Origin of the sequence: Herbaspirillum sp. 1173, assembly GCF_031455335.1 — a bacterium.
Taxonomy (GTDB): domain Bacteria; phylum Pseudomonadota; class Gammaproteobacteria; order Burkholderiales; family Burkholderiaceae_D; genus Herbaspirillum; species Herbaspirillum huttiense.
In genome coordinates this window covers 50804-69391 of the sequence record NZ_JAVDSP010000011.1, presented here as the reverse complement: position 1 = coordinate 69391, position 18588 = coordinate 50804, and the positions used below count along the sequence as shown (strand labels likewise).

Genomic DNA, 18588 nt, shown 5'->3' with positions numbered 1-18588 from the left:
AGAAAAATACCGGACACCCGTCCCGAACCAGATCAATACCAAGGCATCACGGATGAGCAACACTGCAGACCTGAACAATCTGACCCGCACCCTGAAGGAAGGCGCCCAGGCCATGGGCCTGGCGCTCTCCGCTGCCCAGATCGACAAGCTGATGGCATACCAGGCTCTGCTGGCCAAGTGGAACAAGGTCTACAACCTGACGGCCTTGCGTGATCCGGCGCAGATGGTGACGCACCACTTGCTGGATTCGCTCTCGGCGGTGTCGGCCTTCGCCGGTGCGCAGCGTGTGCTGGATGTGGGTGCCGGTGGCGGCCTGCCGGGCATCGTGCTGGCCATCTGGGCGGCCGAGGCGCAGCCGCAGATGCAGATTACCCTGGTCGATACGGTTTCGAAGAAAACCGCTTTCCTCAATCAGGTGAAGGCCCAATTGCATCTGGGCAATGTGACGGTGCTGCATGCGCGGGTCGAGCAGTTGCCTGTCGAGCAACAATACGATGTCATCACTTCACGTGCTTTTGCGGAACTGAAGGACTTCGTCACATGGTCGAACCACCTCCTGCAACAAGGTGGCAAGTACATCGCGCTCAAGGGCGTGCTGCCGCAAGAGGAAATCGACCGGTTGCCGGCGGGGTGGAAGGTGCAGCAAGTGCAGCCCCTGCAGGTACCGGGCCTGGATGCCGAACGGCATCTCATCTTCATGGAAAGAACGACCTGATGAACAAACTTAAACTGGCCCTGGTGGCCACCATGGTCTCGATGGCAGCCTATGGCGGCCTGGGCATGGCATCCGCCTCTGCTCAGGAGGTCAAGACGGTCCCTTCGGTGGACCTGAAGCGTTACGCCGGCAAGTGGTACGAAATCGCCAAGATTCCCAACAGCTTCCAGAAAAAATGCATTTCCGGCACCAGCGCAGAGTATTCCGCGCGCGATGATGGCATGATCGATGTCGTCAACCGCTGCAAGACGGCCGATGGCACGGAGGAAGCCAAGGGCGTGGCGCGGGTGGTCCCGGGCAGCAACAACAGCAAGCTGGAAGTGCGCTTTGCGCCGGCCTGGCTGTCCTGGATCCCGATGGTGTGGGGTGACTACTGGATCATGGACCTGGACGATCAATACACCCTGGCCACCGTGGGCAGCCCCTCGCGCGAATACCTGTGGATCCTCTCGCGCACGCCCACCATCAGTGACGAGCAATACGAGAACGCACTCAACAACGCCACCAAGCAAGGGTTCGATACCGCGCGGGTGGTCAAGAGCAAGCCGTAACACGGTACCTCACATCAGGCCAGCGGCCCGGGCAGCAACCCGGGCCGCTCACATTCAAGGAGACCCACCATGCAGGCGATCTTTCATTCCCTCGGCATCACCGACATCTGGCAATTGATTGCGGCCACCATGGTGTTCCTGCTCCTGCCTGGTCCCGGTACCTTCTGCGTGCTCACCTGCGCGGCCAAGGGCGGCTTGCGCGGCGGCTTCATGGCGCAGGCGGGTCTCATGCTGGGCGACATCGTGCTGATGTTCCTGGCTGCAGCCGGCGTGGCCGCTTTGCTGCATGCCAATCCCTTGCTGTTCCATGGCCTGCAATACCTGGGCGCGGCCTATCTGGCCTACCTGGGCGGACGTCTCCTGTTTGCAAGAGGCGAGGGCGGTGGTACAGTCGTACCCTTTTCCAATGCCGCAGATTTCCGGCGCGGCTTTTTGGTCACCTTGTTCAACCCGAAAGCCATCGTGTTCTACATGGCCTTCTTCCCGCTGTTCCTGGATCCGGCCACGCAGCAAGGCGCGTTGACCTTCTTCACGATGGGCGCAGTCATCAGCAGCTGCACCCTCCTGTATGGCAGCTTGCTGGTCATCGTCGGCAATGCCGCCGCGCGCCGCATGGCCCGCAATCGCACCATCGCCAAGCTGGCCTCACGGGCAGCCGGCGTGTTCCTGATCGGTTTCGGCATCAAGTTGACCACGCAATAACGCACTCATAAGAACGAACTATGGCAAAAATATTTTGTGTCGCCAACCAGAAAGGTGGCGTAGGCAAGACCACTACCGCAGTCAATCTCGCGGCTGGACTGGCACAACTGAACCAGCGCGTATTGCTGGCCGACCTCGATCCGCAGGGCAATGCCACCATGGGGGCGGGGATCAACAAGTCGACGCTGGAAGGCTCGATCTATGAAGTGCTGCTGGGCATGTCCGACATCCGCGCCGTGCGCAAGCGTTCCGAAGCCGGCGGCTTCGACGTGCTGCCCGCCAACCGCGAACTGGCCGGTGCCGAAGTGGAAATGGTGGAGCTGGAACAGCGCGAAGCGCGCCTGAAGATCGCCTTCGCCGCCGTCGCCGAGGACTATGACTTCATCCTCATCGACTGCCCGCCTGCGCTGTCGATGCTGACCCTGAACGGGCTGTGCTCGGCGCATGGCGTCATCATCCCGATGCAGTGCGAGTACTACGCGCTCGAAGGCTTGTCGGACCTGGTCAACACCATCAAGAAGGTGCACGCCAAGCTGAACCCGGAGCTGAAAGTCATTGGCCTGTTGCGCGTGATGTTCGATCCGCGCATGACGTTGTCGCAGCAGGTCTCGGACCAGCTGGAACAGCACTTCGGCGACAAGGTCTTCAAGACCGTCATCCCGCGCAATGTGCGACTGGCTGAAGCGCCTTCGTATGGTTTGCCGGGGGTGACCTTCGATCCTTCGTCCAAGGGCGCACAGGCTTACATCGCCTTCGGCGCGGAAATGGTTGAACGCATCAAGACGCTGTAATTCAGGCGCTGATCACAGCGCGAATTCAGGCGTGAATTCATACGCGAATTGACGCTTGAATTCACGCTCCAATGGCAGCACCTCCCAACGCCGTAATCACGCATCGTTTTCATCAGGCAATCGCATGGCAACTCTACCGAAAAAATCCAAGGGTCTGGGACGCGGACTGGACGCGCTTCTCGGCGGCTCCTCCGACATCACTGAAGAAGCCCAGGCGCAAGCTGCGCAGGGCCTGCCCACGGTGATGGCCGTGACCGAACTGCAGGCCGGCAAGTATCAGCCGCGTACCCGCATGGATGAAGGCGCGCTCAATGAACTGGCGGCCTCGATCAAGGAACAGGGTTTGCTGCAGCCCATCCTGATCCGCGCCATCGGCCAGAAGAACGGGAAAGATACCTACGAGATCATCGCCGGCGAACGCCGCTTCCGCGCGGCCAAGATCGCCGGGCTGACCGAGGTGCCGGTGCTGGTCAAGAATGTGGACGACCAGACCACGGCCGCCATGGCCCTGATCGAAAACATGCAGCGCGAGGATTTGAATCCCCTGGAAGAAGCCCAGGGCATCCATCGCCTCATCACCGATTTCGCCTTCACGCACGAGCAGGCGGCACTGGCCGTGGGACGTTCGCGCAGTGCGGTCTCCAACCTGCTGCGCCTGTTGAACCTGGCCAAGCCGGTGCAGACCATGCTCATGGCCGGCGACATCGACATGGGCCATGCCCGTGCGCTGCTGGCCGTCGATTCCGCGACCCAGATCCAGCTGGCCAACCAGATCGTGGCCAAGCGCATGTCGGTGCGCGATGCCGAGAAACTGGTCACCCGCGCCAGCGCCGAGCAGGCCGCCAAGCCGCGCGAAGCCAAGGACAAGTCGCGCGACATCGCGCGCCTGGAAGAAGAACTCTCGGACCTGCTGGCCACCCAGGTCAGCATCAAGACCGGTGCCCGCAACAAGGGCCAGTTGATCATCAACTTCAACGACCTCGATGCGCTCGATGGTGTCATCGCGCGCCTGCGCGGGGAGTCGGTGGAGAGCTGATCGCATCGGCTTTGCGCATCAAAGCAAAAGGGGCTGCTCCATTCGGAACAGCCCCTTTTTTGATTGATATAAATAATTTACGGCGACATCAGAAAGTCCGCTGCACATCCGAACGCGGCGGCAGCTGATAGCTCCAGGTCTCGGTCAGGGGCTTGCCGTTGGCGGTGAGCGCTGCGCGCAATTCCACTGCCTGCGCCACGTTGCGGATCTTCACCCGCAGCGTCAGGCGCCAGCCATTGATGGCCGGATTGGGCTGCAGCTGGGCATCGATCAGTTCGCCATTGTTGGAAACATTCACCTGCGGCTGTACCGCCGTCCCTGCGGGCAGGGAACCCAGCGGCCCACCGGTGAAGTCCACCAGCAAGGCCGTGGTGCCATCAAAGGCGCGGATCAGGTTGGCTTGCGTGAGTTCGCCATCGGTATGGAAGGTCTGCTTCACCCAGCCCACTTCATTGTTGAGGATGGCGGGTTCATCCATGGTCCAGTGGATGCGATAGTCATAAGCCAGCGGCGTGCCGCGTGCGGGTTGTTGCGCAGGCACCCAGTAGGCCACGATGTTGTCATTGGTCTCGTCGGCGGTCGGGATTTCAACCAGTTGTACGGCACCCTTGCCCCAGTCGCCCTTGGGTTCGATCCAGGCCGAGGGACGCAGGTCGTAGCGGTCCTTCAGGTCTTCATAGGAAGAGAATTCGCGGCCACGCTGCAGGAGGCCAAAGCCGCGCGGATTGGTGACCTCGAAGGAACTCACTTCCACGTTCTGCGGATCGTTCAGCGGACGCCACAGCCACTCGCCATTGCCCGTATGGATCGCCAGGCCATTGGAATCATGAATGGCCGGACGGAAGTTGCGGCGCGAGGATTGCTGGTTCGGTCCGAACAGGAACATGCTGGTCAGCGGCGCAATGCCCAGACGGCCCACCTCGGCGCGCAGGAACACGCGGGCCTGCACATCGAGCAGGGCATCCTTGCCGGGCGTGAGCGTGAACTTGTAGGCGCCGGTCGCACGCGGCGAATCCAGCAGCGCGTAGAAGGTCAGCTGCTTTTCGCCCGGGGCCGGACGCTGTATCCAGAACTCGGTGAAATGCGGGAATTCTTCGCCGCTCATCATGGCGGTATCGATCGCCAGTCCACGTGCCGAGAGTCCGTACACCTGTCCCTTGCCGATCACGCGGAAGTAGCTCGCGCCCAGCACGCTCATGACCTCGTCTTCCTTGTCATCGCGATTGAGCGGATAGACCACGCGGAAGCCCGCATAGCCCAGGTGTGCCGTGCTGTCCTTGGCCAGCGCCAGGTCACCGAAGTTGAAGCGGTCGGTGCTGTAGCCCACGTCCTGCACGCGGCCATCGATGATTTCGTGGATGGCTACGGGGGCATTGAATTGCATGCCCTGGTGATAGAAGGCCAGCTTGAAGGGCGTCTTTTGGTCGCGCCATTCGAACTTCTCGCTCTTGGGCTGGATCTTCATGTAATCGGCGAACTGCATCGCCGCGAAGGTCGGCGAGAGATTGCTCACCGGTTTCTGATAGGGCTTGGCGGCCAGTTCCTTCGCGCGTACCACCGCCTGGTTGAGGTCGAAGCCCTGCGCGCTCTGTGCCTGTACCGAGGCCGTCAGCAGGGATGCCGCGAGTACCAGGCCCTGCAGCAGGGGCCATTTCAATCCATGTCTGATCAATGCATTTCTCCATGAAGAAGCGGCGCGCGGACGTTGGAACCCGGGTCGCCGCCATGCGCCTGCGTGTCCCGCAGGCATCAAAACAGAATAATATAGCGAACCGTCCGGCTGGCTAAGCATCAAACAACGCAAGCAATAATTGCTCCCGCCGCTCCGGCTGCTGTCCCGCTTGTGCAGGTCACAGAGTAGAGGGCAGACTGCCGCCAAAGTTTAAAAAAGAGAGAGGAAACCCGTGTCCCACAAGCTTACCGAGCGGCAAGCCGCGTCCGCGCGCCGTCCCCGCCTGGCCCTGGCCATGACCCTGTGCGCGCTGGCCTGCAGCGCCGCGCTCACCGGCCCGGCCGCCCACGCGCAAGCCAATCCCGCCTTGCTCGGCGACAAGACTGCCTTCATCGACGACCTGCTGCGCCAGATGACGCTGGAAGAAAAGATCGGGCAGTTGCGCCTGATCAGCATCGGTCCTGACATGCCCGCCAAGAAACTGGCCGAGGAACTGGCCGCCGGGCGCGTGGGTGGCACCTTCAATTCCGTGACCCGTCCCGAGAATCGTCCTTTGCAGGACGGCGCCATGCGCTCGCGGCTGAAGATCCCGATGTTCTTCGCCTATGACGTCATCCATGGCCACCGCACCACCTTCCCCATCGGCCTGGGGCTGGCCTCCAGCTGGGACATGGACATCGTCGGACGCGCCATGCGCATCTCCGCCGAGGAAGCCGCGGCCGACAGCATCGACATGACCTTTGCACCCATGGTCGACATCAGCCGCGATCCGCGCTGGGGCCGCACGTCTGAAGGCTTTGGTGAAGATCCTTACCTGGTCTCGCGCATTGCCGAGGTCTCGGTACGCGCCCTGCAGGGCGACACCAAGCCCATCGCCGCCAACCGCGTGATGGCCAGCGTGAAGCATTTTGCGCTGTACGGTGCGGTCGAAGGCGGACGTGACTACAACGTCGTCAACATGGATCCGCAGCGCATGTACAACGATTACCTGCCGCCGTATCGCGCCGCCATCGATGCAGGCGCGGGGGCCGTCATGGTGGCACTCAATTCCATCAACGGCGCACCGGCCACCTCCAACACCTGGCTGCTGCAGGACCTGTTGCGCAAGGATTGGGGCTTCAAGGGCCTGACCGTATCTGACCACGGTGCCATCACCGAACTGGTCAATCATGGCGTGGCACAGAACGATGCCGAAGCCGCGCGCCTGTCCATGAAGGCCGGCACCGACATGAGCATGGCCGACCAGGTCTACATCAAGCAATTGCCGGAGCTGGTGCGCTCGGGCAAGGTCTCTCAGCAGGAACTGGACAACGCCGTGCGCGACATCCTCGGGGCCAAGTACGACCTGGGCCTGTTCAAGGATCCGTATGTGCGCATCGGCCGTGCGGCCGATGATCCGGCCGACGTCTATGCCGACAGCCGCCTGCATCGCCGCGATGCGCGCGAAGTGGCGCAGCAGTCCATGGTGCTGCTGGAGAACCGCAACGCTGCGCTGCCGCTGAAGAAGAACGCACGCATCGCGCTCGTCGGCCCGCTGGCTGATTCGCACATCGACATGCTGGGCAGCTGGTCCGCCGCCGGCAAGGACAAGCAGACCATCACGCTGCGCCAAGGTTTGCAGGCGGCGATGGGAGGGCAGGGCAAGCTGGTCTACGCACGCGGTGCCAACATCACCGAGGACAAGCACATCGTCGATTACCTCAACTTCCTGAACTGGGATGATCCGGAAGTGGTGCAGGACAAGCGCAGCCCCAAGTCCATGATCGATGAAGCCGTCAAGGCGGCGCGCAATGCGGAGGTGATCGTGGCCGCCGTGGGCGAATCGCGCGGCATGTCGCATGAATCTTCGAGCCGCACCTCGCTGTCGTTGCCGCAGAGCCAGCTGGATCTGCTCAAGGCATTGAAGGCCACCGGCAAGCCGCTGGTGCTGGTGCTGATGAATGGCCGGCCGCTGGATCTGAACTGGGCGCGCGAGAATGCCTCGGCGATTCTGGAAACCTGGTACACCGGCACCGAGGGCGGCAATGCGATTGCCGACCTGCTCTTCGGCGACGTCAATCCTTCCGGCAAGCTGCCCATCACCTTCCCGCGTTCGGTTGGCCAGATCCCGAGTTACTACAACCATCCGCGCGTGGGCCGCCCCTATACCGAAGGCAAGCCGGGCAACTACACCTCGCAGTACTTTGATGAGCCGAATGGCCCGCTGTATCCGTTCGGATACGGTCTGAGCTATACCGAGTTCAAGCTCTCCGAAGTGCGCCTGTCGCAGCCGACCATGACGGCGGATGGCAAGGTGCAGGCCAGCGTGACGGTGAAGAACACGGGCCGCCGTGCGGGTGCGACTGTAGTGCAGTTGTACATCCGCGATGTGGCCGCGTCAGTGGTGCGTCCGGTCAAGGAGTTGAAGGATTTCCGCAAGGTGATGCTGCAGCCGGGTGAAGAGAAAGAGGTGCAGTTCAGCATCGACCGCAAGGCGCTGTCCTTCTACAACGCCAAGCTGGAATACGTGGCCGAGCCGGGCGAATTCCAGGTGCAGATCGGGCTGGACTCCAAGGACGTGAAAACGGCATCGTTCAATCTGCAATAAAGCCGGACAGAAAAGAAAAATGGGCGCACTCGACAGTGCGCCCATTTTTTTTTTTGCAGCAGCCAAAAATGATCTAAATCATTTATAAAAATCAGGCGTTACGCCTTTGCGGCATCACGCCATCACGCCATCACGGCTGCATCCTCTTCCTCCTCACCGAGGAAGCCGCCACTCTGATGCGACCACAAGCGCGCATACAAACCACCGGCGGCCAGCAATTCAGCGTGCGTGCCTTGCTCCACGATACGGCCCTGGTCCAGCACGATGAGCCTGTCCATCGCCGCAATGGTGGAGAGGCGGTGCGCAATGGCCACCACGGTCTTGCCTTCCATGAGCTTGTAGAGCGAGGTCTGGATGGCCGCTTCCACTTCCGAATCGAGCGCACTGGTGGCTTCATCCAGCAGCAGGATGGGGGCATCCTTCAACATCACGCGGGCAATGGCGATACGCTGGCGCTGGCCACCGGAAAGCTTCACGCCGCGCTCGCCCACATGCGCATCGTAACCGGTGCGGCCCTTGGCATCGGCCAGGGTACCGATGAAGTCATGCGCCTCAGCCCGTTCAGCGGCGTGGATCATCTCGGCATCGCTGGCATCGGGACGGCCATAGGTGATGTTCTCCCGCACCGAGCGATGCAGCAGGGAAGTATCCTGCGTGACCATGCCGATCTGCGCGCGCAGGCTGTCCTGCGTGACATGGGCGATGTCCTGGCCATCGATGGTGATGCGGCCGCCCTCGATATCGTAGAAGCGCAGCAGCAGGTTGACGATGGTCGATTTGCCGGCACCGGAGCGGCCCACCAGGCCGATCTTTTCGCCGGGGCGAATCACCAGGTCCAGCTTGTCCACCACCGGGCGCGGGGCCGAGCCGCCATAGCTGAAGCTGACGCCCTCAAAGCGCAGTTCGCCCTGGCTGACCTTGATGGGTTTGGCATCGGCCGCATCCTTGACCTCGTGCGCACGCGCCAGGGTGTTGATGCCATCCTGCACGGTACCCACGTGTTCGAACAGCGACGACATTTCCCACATTATCCAGTGCGCGATGCCGTTCAGGCGCAGCGCCATCGCCGTGCTGGCCGCCACCGCACCGACACCGACCTTGCCCTGGGTCCAGAGATACAGCGAGACCCCGGTGGCACCGATGATGAGCACCATGTTCAGGATGTGATTGACCACCTCGAAGCCCGACACCAGACGCATCTGGCGATTGACCGTGGTGAGGAATTCGCGCATGGCGCTGCGGGCGTAATCGGCCTCGCGCCCGGCATGCGAGAACAGCTTCACGGTGGCGATGTTGGTATAGGCATCGGTGATGCGCCCGGTCATCAGCGAGCGCGCATCGGCCTGGTTGCGTGCCACTGCCGACAGGCGCGGCACGAAGTAGCGCAGCGCCACCGCGAAGGCCGCCAGCCAGATGAAGAAGGGAGCCAGCATCCACATGTCGAAGCTGCCGACCACACCGATCAGGGTAGCGAAGTAGATGGCGATGAAGACCAGGATGTCGCCCACGATCATGCAGAAGTCGCGCACCGCCAGCGCGCTTTGCATGACCTTGGTGGCGACACGTCCGGCGAACTCGTTCTGATAGAAACTCATGCTCTGGCTCAACATGAGGCGATGGAAATTCCAGCGCAGCAGCATGGGGAAATTGCCCGCCAGGGTCTGGTGCTTGTACATGGTCTGCAGCGCGATCAGCAGCGGACTGGCCGCCAGGATCACCACCAGCCACACCAGGGTATGGCCTTCCTGCGCCCACAGCTGCGCCGGCTCGATCTTGGACAGCCAGTCGACGATGCGGCCGAGCGCAGCAAAGAGCAGTGCCTCGAAGATGCCGATGATGGCCGTCGTCAAGGTCATGGCGGCGATGTAGGGCCGCACGCCCTTGGTACAGAACCAGATGAAGCGCATGAAGCCGCGCGGCGGCGGCATCGGCTGCGACTCGGGGTAGGGGTGGACCAGTTTTTCAAACCAGCTGAACATCAGGGAACTCCAAAAATCGGATCAGGGCCGACGGCGGTGCGACAGGCAGACTGCCAGCGAGGCAGCCACCAGCGTAGCGGCGCGGTCGGGCGTTGTTACTGTGGCATACCGGAAGGGAATATTGCGCGTGGCGGTACGCCGTTCATGCGCGGCGGGCAGATCGCTGCGGCAGCAGGGCCGCTATCGTGATCCCGGGGCAGGCCGCGAAATTGATGGAAGCCGCATCATCTCACATGCGACTGGCTTGCGTGTAGCAGAGCCTTGGGAAAACACTTGTCGGAAAATCGGAATGGTAAACCAGACCGCGTTTTCCGGCCCTTGCGATTGATCTGCGATACTGATGAATTGTCACCCTTGTATCTGTTTGAATCATGAATCTTTCCCAGGTTGCCGCCGCCTTCCGCCCCTTCGACACGCTGGCCGCGCAATTGTTGCCGCAGGTCGAGGATGACGCCGGCGATGGCTCGCATGATCTCTCGCATCTCTTGCGCGTATGGAACAACGCCCGCCGCCTGCAGGCCGAGGAGGGCGGCGACCTGCGCATTCTGCTGGCGGCCGTCATTCTGCATGACTGCGTGCGGGTGGAGAAGAATTCACCGCTGCGCAGCCAGGCGTCCACGCTCTCTGCCCAACGTGCGCAGGAGATCCTGTTGTCCCTGGGGTGGACGCAGGAGGAGGCACAGCGCGTGGCCCATGCCGTACAGGCCCACAGCTATTCGGCGCAGATCACGCCGCTGACGCTGGAGGCGAAGATCGTGCAGGATGCCGACCGGCTGGACGCCATCGGGGCCATCGGCGTGGCGCGCTGTTTCTATGTAGCGGGGAGGATGGGATCGAGCCTCTATGAAGCGCTCGATCCGCAGGCGCAGCAACGGCCGCTGCAGGATACGCGCTATGCGCTGGATCATTTCCCGGCCAAGCTGTTCCGTTTGCAGGAAGGATTCCAGACGGCTGCCGGTGCCGCCATGGCGCAGGCGCGTCAGGAGAAGATGCGCGGGTTTGTGGAGCAATTCCTGGGCGAGCTGTAATGTAGAGCCTCGCCCGTTGTGTAGTCAGCCTGCTTGCGCCGTGCGACGAATCACGCTGACTGCTGCTTTGGATCACGCGGCCTTGCGCACCACTTCCAGCTTGGGCACCACGCGCAGCGGAACCTGCACGGTGTTGAGCACGGGCGCGAGTGCCGGGGTTGCCACCACGCCGGTTGCATCGGGCGCGTCCAGTTGGAACACACCGACTGCGCGCGTCAGGTTCACGGCCTGCTCCTGCAGCGTAGCCACTGCGGCAGTGGCTTCTTCCACCAGCGCTGCATTGTGCTGGGTCACCTGATCCATCAGCGCGATGGCCTTGTTGACTTCCTCGATGCCCAGGCTCTGCTCGTGGCTGGCCGCCGAGATTTCGCCCATCACATCGGTGACCTGCTGCACGCTGGCCACGATCTGTTCCATGGTCTCGCCAGCGCGTTCCACCAGGCGGGTACCGGTGTCCACATTGCCGACCGAGGTATCGATCAACTGCTTGATCTCCTTGGCGGCGGCGGCACTGCGCTGGGCCAGGTTGCGCACTTCGGTGGCCACCACCGCGAAGCCGCGTCCCTGTTCGCCGGCGCGGGCCGCTTCCACGGCGGCATTCAGGGCCAGGATGTTGGTCTGGAAAGCGATGCTGTCGATCACGCCGATGATGTCGACGATCTTGCGCGAGGAGCTGTTGATGGCCGCCATGGTATCGACCACTTCTTCCACGATGGCACCGCCCTGTTTGGCGATGTCGGAGGCGTTGCGGGCCAGTTGATTGGCTTCGCGGGCGTGGCCGTCATTCTGCTTCACGGTGGCGGTGAGCTGCTCCATGGCCGAGGCGGTTTCTTCCAGCGAGGCGGCCTGGTCTTCGGTGCGCGCCGAGAGGTCGCTGTTGCCGGCGGCGATCTGGGCGCTGATGGTGGCCACGCCGGTGGCGGCATCGCGCACATGGGTCACGGTATTGCGCAGGTTGCCGCTCATCTCGGAGAGCGCCGCCATGATGCTCTGGCGCTTGCCGCCGTCGCCACGGGTTGCGGCAGCGGCGTGATACAGCTCGCCGCGATCCACCGCCAGTGCCAGCTGCTTGACCTCATCGGGTTCCGCACCCAGCGCACCCCGGATGCTGCGGGTGATCAGCGTGGCCAGCACGGCACCGGCCACCAGCGCGGCTCCCAGCAGCACCAGGATGAAGGCCTGGAAGCCGTGGGCGGTGCTGCGGGCCTTGGCGGATTCGATCTGGCTCATGCGTTCTTCCAGGTCGATGAAGTGATTGATGGTGGCCAGCCATTCGACGAAGGCCGGTTTTACCTGGGTCAGCAGCAGCTGGCGCGCGCCGTCGACATCGCCGGCAGTGCGCAGGGCGATGGCCTTGGCGGCCAGCGGCATGGTGCGGGCTTCGACCGCCTTGATGCGTTCCAGGCTGGCACGTTCATCCGCATTGACCTTCATGGTGGAGAAGACCGTATCGAGCGGCCGGGCCGATTGCTGGTAGTCGGCATCGAGCTTGTTGATCAGGGCAATCACGTCCTTGACCTCGGCGTCGCCCACCAGCGTCAGGTCACGCAGGGCAATGGCGCGGTCGTGCACGCTGCCACGGAAATTGATGGCATAGCGCTGCTTGACGCTGTTGTCCTCGCTCACGGTGGCCAGGCTGCCTTCGATGGCATTGACCTTGGAAATGCTGGCCACCGTCAGCACCAGCATCATCGCCAGCACCAGCGCAAAGCTCAGTGCCAGTTGGGCCGCCACGCTGAGCGAGCGGCGCTTGGGGGGAAGGGTCTGCATGGAATTCTCCGAAAGAGGGGCCGATGGCCATGCACGCTGCTGCCAAGAGCAGCATTGATGCACGGCAATATCGGCGAAGACCGCAGTCTAGCCTTGTTCACGGGCGCGCGGGATTGATTGTTTCGATGCATTCCATAGCCGTTAATGCTCAATTGCAAAAGCATTAAGCGCTCCTTAATGCTTTCCAGGGCCTTCCTGATGCAGCTTTAAGCCTGAGTTAAGTCTTTTGCGGCAAGCTGGGCAGCAAAGAGGACAACATCCACAGGATTCGCCATGACCGAACAAACACCGGCTCGCCAGGCCAGCCACGCCAATCGCGCCACCCGCGCGGAGATATGGCGCCTCATCAAGCCCTTCTGGGTTTCCGAAGAAAAGTGGAAGGCCTGGGCCCTGCTGCTGGCCATCCTGGCCTTGAACCTGGGCATGGTCTACATCAACGTGCGGCTCAATTCCTGGAACCGCGACATGTACAACGTGCTGCAGTCACGCGACTATCCGCAGTTCAAATCGCTGCTGTGGCAGTTCACGGGGCTGGCCTTCGTCTTCGTGGCCATCGCCATCTACAGCGTCTACCTGAAGCAGGCGCTGCAGATCCGCTGGCGCTACTGGATGAGCACGCGCTACCTTGACCGCTGGCTGGCGCATCGCGCCTACTACCGCATCGAGCAGGGACAGGAGGGCCGCCTCTCCGACAACCCAGACCAGCGCATTGCCGAGGACCTGCATGCGCTGACCAGCGATACGCTGTCGCTGGTGCTGGGTTTCATTTCCAGCAGCGTGACGCTGTTCTCCTTCATCCACATCCTGTGGTCGGTGAGCGGACCGCTGTCCTTCACGGCGCTGGGGCAATCGTGGGTCATTCCCGGCTACATGGTCTGGTTCGTGATCGCCTATGCCGCCATCGGCTCCGGTGTGGTGTGGTGGATCGGCCGTCCGCTGGTGGGTTTGAGCTTCAACCAGGAACGCTTCGAGGCCAATTTCCGTTTCGGGCTGATCCGCGTGCGCGAGCATGCCGAGGCCGTGGCCCTGTATCGCGGCGAGCCGCAGGAACGCGCACAGCTGACCGCACGGCTGGATGACATCCGCGAGAACTGGTGGAACATCATGCGGCTGACCAAGAAGCTCAACGTGGCCGTCAATTTCTACGGGCAGTTCGCGGTGATCTTCCCCATGCTGGTGTCGGCACCGCGCTATTTTTCCGGGGCCATTTCGCTGGGCGTGCTGATGCAGATCAGCGATGCCTTCGGGCAGGTGCAGGATGCGCTGTCGTGGTTCATCAATGCCTTCACCACGCTGGCCAGCTGGAAGGCTTCCATCAACCGGCTGGCGGGCTTCCACGCGGATGTCGAACGCGCTGCCGGCATGCCGCGCACGCTGGCCGTCACGCAGCATGGCGGCAGTGCGGTGACGCTGGAGGGCGTGCAGCTGTCCTTCCCCGATGGCAGCCTCATGCTGCGCCGCCTGGATGCACGCGTGGAGTCGGGCGAGCACGTGCTCATCAGCGGTCCTTCCGGTTGCGGCAAGTCGACCCTGATCCGCGCCATGGCCGACATCTGGCCTTACGGCGAGGGCCGCATCGCGCTGCCGCAGGATGCGCCCGCGATGTTCCTGCCCCAGCGCAGCTACCTGCCCATCGGCACGCTGCGTGCAGCGCTCTCCTATCCGGCTGCCGAGGGCAGTTTCGAGGATGCGCTCATTACGCGTTACTTGGGTTTGTGCCGTCTTGCGCATCTTGCATCGCGGCTGGACGTGGCAGCCAACTGGAGCCAGGCGCTGTCACCGGGCGAGCAGCAGCGGCTGGCGTTCGTGCGGGTGTTCCTGAACCGTCCGCGCCTGGTGTTCCTGGACGAGGCCAGCAGCGCCATGGATGGCGAGACCGAGGAAGCACTCTATGCCGCCTTGCCGCGCGAGCTGCCGGGCGTGACCGTGATCAGCATCGCCCACCGCGAGACGCTGGCGCGCTTCCATGACGTGCGCTGGAAATTCGTGCCGCCCGCCGCCGGCGAGGATGCCGGACATCGTGTGGAGGCGCTGCCGATTGCGGCGTGAGGGCAGGGGGACGTTATACCGTTTTTGCATGGGGACGCCGGAAGCCGCGTGACAGAATGGATTCATCGCGGCACGGTTGCCGCCTTCACCCGATCACTCTCGATTACCGGAAAGCCCATCATGAACGATCCCATCGTCTACCTCAACGGCGAACTCACGCCCCTCTCTGAAGCCCGCGTGCCGGTGCTGGACCGCGGCTTCATCTTTGGCGATGGCATCTATGAGGTGATCCCCATGTATCGCCGCAAGGCGTTCCGTGGCCAGCAACACCTGGCGCGGCTGTTCCGCAGCCTCGACAGCATCGGTATTCCGAATCCGCATGACGAAGCCGGCTGGAATGCCCTCATCGACCAGGTGGTCGAGGCCAACGGTTTGGACGACCAGATGATCTACCTGCAGGTCACCCGTGGCGTGGCCAAGCGGGTGCATGCCTTCCCCAAGGAGGTGGTGCCGACGGTGCTGATCATGACCAATCCGATGGCGTTGCCGCCGGCTGCATCCATCGAGAAGGGCGTGGCCTGCGTGAGCATGGAAGACCGCCGCTGGCTGAACTGCCAGATCAAGTCGACGTCGCTGCTGGGCAATGTGCTGGCGGCGCAATTTGCGGCCGAGCATCAGGTGACCGAAGCGATCCAGTTCCGCGATGGCTATCTGTCGGAGGCGTCGTCTTCCAACGTGTGGGTGGTCAAGGATGGCAAGATTTCCGCGCCGCCCAAGGACAACCTGATCCTGGAAGGCATCCGCTATGGCCTGATGGAAGAGCTGTGCGCAGAGCAGGGCATCGTGCTGGAGTCGCGCCGCATCACGCGTGAGGAAGTGCTGGCGGCTGATGAACTCATGATTTCCTCGGCCAGCAAGGAAGTGCTGCCGGTGGTCACACTCGATGGCCAGCCGGTCGGCAGCGGCCAGCCGGGGCCGGTGTTTGCCAAGGTGTATGCGGCGTATCAGGCGGCCAAGGCGCGCCTGTAAGACATTTGCAGCTTGTCATGACCAGCGGGTGGCGCTGCGGTTTTCTGCACGCCGCCCCGCCCGCATGGCGTAGAATGCAGGCATTCCCCACCCAACACCTCCGCTTGAACCCGGCTTGTTCATCCCCATCTGGGAGCATTGAAACCGGAGCGCCAGGCGGACAACGCCAAGGCGGTTTGCCATGACTATGCCCACTATTTCCCCTGAAGAATCCCTGATCGAGTATCCCAGCGACTTCCCCATCAAGGTGGTCGGGATCACCCATGACGCCTTCGCCGAGACCATCGTCGCCATGGTCACCGAGCATGACCCCGAGTTTCACGCGGGCAAGGTCGAGATGCGTCCCTCCACTCAGGGCAAGTACCTGTCGCTGACCCTGACCGTGCGCGCCACCAGCCGCACCCAGCTCGACAACATCTATCGCGCGCTCTCCACGCACGAGATGGTCAAGTTCGTGCTCTGAGGTCCGCCATCCCCCTGGCGAAAACCGGCGCAGCCCGCAAGGCGCGCCGGTTTTTTCATGCGCACATCACTTCTTGCGGGTTGACGTTTTCTGCACCTTGCCCGGCCATTCCGACTGCGCCTGGAATTGCCGCATCTCTTCCACGATCCATTTCCTGAAGGCCGCCACGCCCGGCTTCTCCAGCCCTTCCGGCAGGTGCACCAGGTAGTGCGCCTCCTCGCACAGCTGCGCGACGTCGAACAACCGCACCAGCGTGCCGCTGGCGATCTCCTGCCAGGCAATCGTATGGCGTGACAGCGCCACCCCCTTGCCCTCCACCGCGTGGCGCAGCGTCAGCGAAGAATCCTCCACCACCAGCGTGCCGCGCGGCTCGGGCAGGTCCAGCCCGGCCAGGGTCAGCCACGGTTGCCAGGATTCGCGCGTGTCCATGCGCAGCAGGGTGCAGTGCACCAGGTCGGCGGGACGCACCAGCTTCTTGTTCTGCTTGCCGCGATAGCCGGGCGCGGCCACCGGGTAGTAGTAGTCCTCGCTCAGTTTCTCGGTGACCACGCCCGCGTACTGGCCCCGGCCAAAGCGGATGCCGATGTCCACCCCGTCCAGCCGCAGGTCGACCAGATGGCTGCCCGATTGCAGCACCACCTCGATTTCCGGATGGACATCGATGAACTTCCACAGGCGCGGCGCCAGCCAGCGTGAAGCGAAGGAGGGCGTGGCCGAGATCACCAGCCGCTGCTGGCGCGTCTGGCTGCGCAGGTGGTCGGCCGCTTGCGCGATCTCGCCCAGGGCCTTGCGGATGGTGGCGGCGAAGCGTTCGCCGGTCTCGGTGATGGAAATGCGCTTGCCATGGCGATGGAACAGCTGCAGGCCCAGGTCTTCCTCCAATGCGCGCACCTGGTGGCTGATCGCCCCCGGCGTGACGTGCACTTCTTCAGCCGCACGCGAGAAGCAGCCATGGCGGGCGGCCGCATCAAAGGCGCGCAGGGCGGCCAGGTTGGGGAGCTTGCGCAAATCGGCCATGACGGCTCCTTGTGAATTAAATTAGCAAGGACGAGCAATATATATCGTTTTGCTGCGCTTGCGGGCTTTCCTACAATGATGACTCATCACGCATCACTCCAGGCATCTTCCCCCTTGCAGTCGCACCCTCCCGGGCATCGCGGCAGGGACGCGGCTTGCCTGGCGAATCAGACAGTCGAGCACAGGAGCCAGCGCCATGACAATTTCATTCACAGATCCCAGCCTTCCCGGCCAGTTGCAGCAAGGCCAGGTACAGACCCGCCGCCTGCAGGGCGGCGTGCGCATCCGCGTGACCTCCGGACTGGTGTGGCTGACCATTGCCGGCTGCCGCGACGACATCTGGCTCCAGCCCGGCCGCTGCTTCGACTATCACGGGCGCGGCGACGCCATCTTCGAAGCGGTCAACGGCGCGGCCGAGTTCACGGTCACGCCCTTGCCTCCCAAGGGGTGCGGTGACGATCCGATCCGTATTGCCAAGCTCTTGCCGCACGGCCTGATCCGCTGGTTCTGATACGGGCAAAGACGAATTTCGCTACACTGGCGGGCATGCAAACCGCACTGCCCACCGCCAGCACGCCCATGGCTGGCGCCCGCCGGCCCGAGATCGTCCGGCGCGGCGTCGAGCCCTACGAGGCCAGCTTCGCCGCCATGCGCGCCTACACCGATGCGCGCACCGCCGATACCCCCGACCAGCTCTGGATCGTCGAGCATCCCCCTGTCTACACGCTGGGCTTGGGTGCCGACCGAGCCCATGTGTTGAATCCGCACGACATCCCGATTGTCCAGACCGACCGTGGCGGCGAGGTCACTTACCACGGCCCTGGCCAGGTGGTGATCTACCTGTTGATGGACCTGCGCCGCAACCGCAGCGGGGCGCGCCTGTTCGCCCGCGAATTCGTGCACAACATCGAAGAGGCGGTGATCGCCACGCTGGCGGCGTATAATCTGGCCGGTGTACGCAAGGAGGGGGCGCCCGGCATCTACGCCGCCGACGGCCCCTGGCAGGGCGCCAAGGTGGCCGCGCTGGGCTTGAAGATACGGGGCAACGGCTGCACTTACCATGGTGTCTCGCTCAATGTGGCGATGGACCTGGCACCGTTTTCCTGGATCAACCCCTGCGGCTATGAAGGCCTGGCCACCGTGGACATGCAGACCCTCGGGGCTGCCGATGCCCGGCTGGACGCTGTCCAGGACTTGCTTGCCGACCAACTGATCGCCCGCTTCGCGGGCATGGCTTGAGCCCCACGCGCCGCGTGCGC

General features: G+C 63.0%; 16 protein-coding genes. 12 read left to right on the top strand and 4 right to left on the bottom strand.

Annotation, left to right across the window (positions count from 1 at the left end; genetic code table 11):
- Positions 1-52 precede the first annotated feature (52 nt).
- The 5 genes from rsmG (at position 53) to J2X56_RS24235 (ending at position 3795) form a co-directional block, all read left to right on the top strand.
- Entirely contained in the window at positions 53-715 is a 663-nt protein-coding gene (gene rsmG / locus J2X56_RS24255; protein ID WP_121037413.1) for a 16S rRNA (guanine(527)-N(7))-methyltransferase RsmG, read from the top strand.
- Complete coding sequence (locus J2X56_RS24250; protein WP_121037416.1) at positions 715-1266, top strand: lipocalin family protein; 552 nt, start codon at positions 715-717, stop codon at positions 1264-1266. The genes rsmG and J2X56_RS24250 overlap by 1 nt, the downstream gene beginning before the upstream one ends.
- Positions 1267-1335: 69 nt before the next feature.
- Complete coding sequence (gene leuE / locus J2X56_RS24245) at positions 1336-1968, top strand: leucine efflux protein LeuE (protein ID WP_039789187.1); 633 nt, start codon at positions 1336-1338, stop codon at positions 1966-1968.
- Between the two features lie 20 nt (positions 1969-1988).
- Positions 1989-2759, top strand: coding sequence for a ParA family protein (locus J2X56_RS24240; protein ID WP_039789186.1), 771 nt, complete (start codon positions 1989-1991; stop codon positions 2757-2759).
- Positions 2760-2883: 124 nt separating this feature from the next.
- Entirely contained in the window at positions 2884-3795 is a 912-nt protein-coding gene (locus tag J2X56_RS24235) for a ParB/RepB/Spo0J family partition protein (protein WP_034335237.1), read from the top strand.
- An 88-nt stretch (positions 3796-3883) separates the two neighbouring features.
- Here the strand turns inward: J2X56_RS24235 and J2X56_RS24230 are convergent, their stop codons facing one another.
- On the bottom strand, positions 3884-5440 hold the full coding sequence (locus tag J2X56_RS24230) for a glucan biosynthesis protein G (RefSeq protein ID WP_310163560.1): 1557 nt from the start codon (positions 5438-5440) through the stop codon (positions 3884-3886).
- 259 nt (positions 5441-5699) lie between these two features.
- Here J2X56_RS24230 and bglX point away from each other — a divergent pair, with 259 nt between their 5' ends.
- Positions 5700-8054: a beta-glucosidase BglX gene (gene bglX, locus J2X56_RS24225; RefSeq protein ID WP_310163400.1), complete on the top strand. Its 2355-nt coding sequence runs from the start codon at positions 5700-5702 to the stop codon at positions 8052-8054.
- Between the two features lie 122 nt (positions 8055-8176).
- On the opposite strand, the gene J2X56_RS24220 is transcribed toward bglX, so the two are convergent.
- On the bottom strand, positions 8177-10033 hold the full coding sequence (locus J2X56_RS24220) for an ABC transporter ATP-binding protein (protein ID WP_310163398.1): 1857 nt from the start codon (positions 10031-10033) through the stop codon (positions 8177-8179).
- Positions 10034-10404: 371 nt separating this feature from the next.
- Between J2X56_RS24220 and J2X56_RS24215 the strand changes: the two genes are divergently transcribed.
- On the top strand, positions 10405-11061 hold the full coding sequence (locus J2X56_RS24215; RefSeq protein WP_134137676.1) for an HD domain-containing protein: 657 nt from the start codon (positions 10405-10407) through the stop codon (positions 11059-11061).
- A 72-nt stretch (positions 11062-11133) separates the two neighbouring features.
- Here J2X56_RS24215 and J2X56_RS24210 read toward each other — a convergent pair whose 3' ends face one another.
- Positions 11134-12831 (bottom strand): methyl-accepting chemotaxis protein, encoded by a 1698-nt coding sequence (locus J2X56_RS24210; RefSeq protein ID WP_121037427.1) that lies wholly within the window; start codon positions 12829-12831, stop codon positions 11134-11136.
- Positions 12832-13104: 273 nt separating this feature from the next.
- Here J2X56_RS24210 and J2X56_RS24205 point away from each other — a divergent pair, with 273 nt between their 5' ends.
- The 3 genes from J2X56_RS24205 to J2X56_RS24195 all read left to right on the top strand — a co-directional run bounded on the left by J2X56_RS24205 (position 13105) and on the right by J2X56_RS24195 (position 16312).
- Positions 13105-14880 carry an ABC transporter ATP-binding protein/permease gene (locus J2X56_RS24205; RefSeq protein ID WP_204726325.1) on the top strand — a complete coding sequence of 592 codons (1776 nt, stop codon included), beginning with the start codon at positions 13105-13107 and terminating at the stop codon, positions 14878-14880.
- 120 nt (positions 14881-15000) lie between these two features.
- Complete coding sequence (locus tag J2X56_RS24200; RefSeq protein ID WP_134137680.1) at positions 15001-15849, top strand: D-amino acid aminotransferase; 849 nt, start codon at positions 15001-15003, stop codon at positions 15847-15849.
- 181 nt (positions 15850-16030) lie between these two features.
- A complete protein-coding gene (locus J2X56_RS24195; protein ID WP_034335218.1) occupies positions 16031-16312 on the top strand; it encodes a DUF493 family protein in 282 nt (93 codons plus the stop codon).
- 66 nt (positions 16313-16378) lie between these two features.
- Here J2X56_RS24195 and gcvA read toward each other — a convergent pair whose 3' ends face one another.
- Positions 16379-17329, bottom strand: a complete 951-nt coding sequence (gcvA, locus tag J2X56_RS24190; protein WP_134137682.1) for a transcriptional regulator GcvA — start codon at positions 17327-17329, stop codon at positions 16379-16381.
- A 196-nt stretch (positions 17330-17525) separates the two neighbouring features.
- On the opposite strand from gcvA, the gene J2X56_RS24185 reads away from it, so the two are divergent.
- Both J2X56_RS24185 and lipB read left to right on the top strand, forming a co-directional pair.
- Complete coding sequence (locus J2X56_RS24185; protein WP_051057580.1) at positions 17526-17840, top strand: DUF2917 domain-containing protein; 315 nt, start codon at positions 17526-17528, stop codon at positions 17838-17840.
- A 35-nt stretch (positions 17841-17875) separates the two neighbouring features.
- Complete coding sequence (gene lipB, locus J2X56_RS24180; protein WP_134137683.1) at positions 17876-18568, top strand: lipoyl(octanoyl) transferase LipB; 693 nt, start codon at positions 17876-17878, stop codon at positions 18566-18568.
- Positions 18569-18588 lie beyond the last annotated feature (20 nt).